A 3,009-nucleotide genomic window follows, 5' to 3' on the forward strand; every position below is an offset into this window, starting at 1 on the left:
AACAAACATGGCTTAAAGAAAATCAAACACGCGCTGTTGAGTTCTCAAGAAACAATCACTCTTCCCGTACAAGCGCCAGAACCGAAGTTCCGTCTGCTCTTCCGGAGAAGGCTTTTTGCGTTTCCACCGCTTTAGCGGCTTCTACGCTGTGTTGTGTCTTTACTTTATCAGGTGTTCCGCGCCCCGCCAAATCGGCGTTTTCGCTTCAAACCTGATCCGGAGAAAGAATTCCCGGTGCTTCTTCCGCCCCGCGTTTCCGCCGGGCTTTTGAAGCAACTCCCCGATCCTACATGCCCCGAGCAGTGCTCGAACCGGTGTGTTTCGGAGGAGGTGGACCGGCCCGCCCGCAGATGAATCCGCGTTCGTCTCGCTCGGTCTTGACCAACTGTACCCCCGGGGTGGAGTGCTCGTGACAGGTTTCGAAGAACTCTCCGGTGTCCTGGCTTACACGGCCCCGAAACACCCCGAAAGCTCCGAAAGGCCCCGTGGAACTCCGGTGCGCTCGGCTGCGACCGGACCTCCCCTGGGCCCCCGGGCACCCGCCACCGAGGCTCGGCCCGGGCCCACCTTCTGGAGGCCCAAGCCACGCTCAGGCCCTAGAGCTTCTCGATCGGGGCGTACTTGACCAGGAAGTCCTTCTCACCGATGTCGGCGCCGAAGTCGATCCTGGCCTTGGTCTTGTCCCCCGCACCGTCGACCAGCTGGACGCGGCCCATACCGAACGAGTCGTGGTTGACCAGGTCGCCCACACTCAGCGTGGGGGCCTCCTTGACGGCCTTCTTCTTCCCGCTGCCGAAGGGGCTCGCGAAGCCACCACCGGACGCACCACCGGAACCACCGCCGAAGCCCCCACCCGACCGTCCGCCGATGGACCTGCTGGGCGGCGCGGCCAGGGTGGACTCGGCGCGGCGCCAGTCGACCAGCGCCGACGGGATCTCGTCGAGGAACCGCGACGCCGGGTTGTAGGAGGGGGTGCCCCAGGCACTGCGCACCGCCGCGCGGCTGACGTACAGCCGCTGCTCGGCCCGCGTGATGCCCACGTAGGCCAGGCGCCGCTCCTCCTCCAGTTCGGTCTTGTCCCCCAGGGTGCGGGTGTGCGGGAAGACCCCGTCCTCCATGCCGGTGAGGAAGACCGCCGGGAACTCCAGTCCCTTGGCGGCGTGCAGGGTCATCAGGGTGACCACCCCGCCCTCGTCGTCCTCGTCGGGGATCTGGTCGGTGTCGGCGACCAGGGAGATGCGCTCCAGGAAGTCGACCAGGGTCGGTTCCCCCGGGTCGATGCCCTGGTTCTCCTCGCCCTCCAGCTCCGCCTCGTCCTCGATGAGCGCGGCGAACGTGTGCTCGAACTCCCGGGCGACGTCGACGAACTCCTCCAGGTTCTCCACCCGGCTCTCGTCCTGGAGGTCCTTGGACTCCGCCAGCTCCGACAGGTAACCGGTCTTGCTGAGCACCGCCTCGACGATCTCCGCCGGGGTACTGCCCGGGACGACCTCGGCCAGCTCGTCCAGCAGAGCGGTGAAGTTGCGGATCGCCTTGGCCGAACGAGTCGCCAGGCCCGGTGCCTCGTCCACGCGGCGCAGCGCCTGCGAGAACGAGACGCGCTCGCGCGCGGCCAGCAACTCGACGGACTCCTCCGCGCGTGCGCCGATGCCCCGCTTGGGCACGTTGAGGATGCGACGCATGCTGACCGTGTCCTCGGGGTTGGCCAACACCCGCAGGTAGGCGAGGATGTCGCGGATCTCCTTGCGCTCGTAGAAGCGCACGCCGCCGACGATCTTGTACGGCAGGCCGGTCCGGATGAACACGTCCTCGAACACACGGGACTGCGCGTTGGTCCGGTAGAACACGGCGACCTGGCTCGGCTTGACCACGCCCTCGTCGGTGAGCCGGTCGATCTCGCCGACCACGAAGGCCGCTTCCTCGTGCTCGTTGTCAGCGACGTACCCGGTGATCATCGGGCCCTCGCCCTGCTCGGACCACAGGTTCTTCGCCGGGCGGCCCTCGTTGCGGTCGATCACCGTGTTGGCCGCGGAGAGGATGTTCTGGGTGGAGCGGTAGTTCTGCTCCAGGAGGATGGTGCGCGCGTTCGGGAAGTCGCGCTCGAACTCCAGGATGTTGCGGATGGTCGCGCCCCGGAAGGCGTAGATCGACTGGTCCGCGTCGCCGACCACACAGAGTTCGGCGGGCGGGACCACGCTGGTGTCGGAACCCTCCGCCGCACCGACGAGTTCGCGGATGAACGCGTACTGGGCGTGGTTGGTGTCCTGGTACTCGTCGACCATCACGTGACGGAAGCGGCGCCGGTAGTACTCGGCGACGTCCGGGAACATCTGGAACAGGTTGACCGTGATCATGATCAGGTCGTCGAAGTCCATGGCGCCCGCCTCGTGGAGGCGGCGCTGGTAGAGCTGGTAGGCCTCGGCGAGCTTCTTCTCCTGCTCGGTCTGGGCCTGCTCGGCGTGGGTGTCGTAGTCGACGAGCTCGTTCTTGAGGTTGGACACCTGGAAGCTGAAGGACTTGGGCGGGAACCGCTTGGGGTCCAGGTCCATCTCCTTGCAGACCAGCTGCATGAGGCGCTGGGAGTCCGCGGCGTCGTAAATGGTGAAGCTGCTCGGGTAGCCGAGCCGGTGCGCCTCCCTGCGCAGGATGCGCACGCACGCCGAGTGGAAGGTCATGGTCCACATGGTGTTGGCGGCGCGGGTGCCGAGGAGGGCCTGGATGCGCTCCTTCATCTCGGCGGCGGCCTTGTTGGTGAAGGTGATCGCGAGGATCTCCCCCGGGCGCACCCCGCGTTCGGCCATGAGGTGGGCGATGCGGTGGGTGAGGACACGGGTCTTGCCCGAGCCCGCGCCCGCCACGATCAGGAGCGGCGACCCGGCGTGGGTGACCGCGTCGCGCTGGGGACCGTTCAGACCTTCGAGAAGCTGTTCTTGGGAGGACACGCCTACCAGGTTACGGGCGACCAGTGACGTGACCGTCCACCCGAGGTGGGACCCACCCTCCCCCGGG

General features: G+C 66.7%; 2 protein-coding genes. One reads left to right on the forward strand and one right to left on the reverse strand.

What is annotated here, in order from left to right:
• Positions 1 to 215 (forward strand): hypothetical protein (locus ADX84_RS26905; RefSeq protein WP_234004116.1); only part of this gene is annotated, 215 nt, incomplete at its 5' end.
• A 381-nt stretch (positions 216 to 596) separates the two neighbouring features.
• On the opposite strand, the gene pcrA is transcribed toward ADX84_RS26905, so the two are convergent.
• Positions 597 to 2,942: a DNA helicase PcrA gene (gene pcrA / locus ADX84_RS24915; RefSeq protein WP_049579902.1), complete on the reverse strand. Its 2,346-nt coding sequence runs from the start codon at positions 2,940 to 2,942 to the stop codon at positions 597 to 599.
• Between the last annotated feature and the right edge of the window lie 67 nt (positions 2,943 to 3,009).

It is taken from the genome of Nocardiopsis sp. SBT366 (assembly GCF_001083815.1).
In the GTDB taxonomy this organism is placed as follows: domain Bacteria; phylum Actinomycetota; class Actinomycetes; order Streptosporangiales; family Streptosporangiaceae; genus Nocardiopsis; species Nocardiopsis prasina.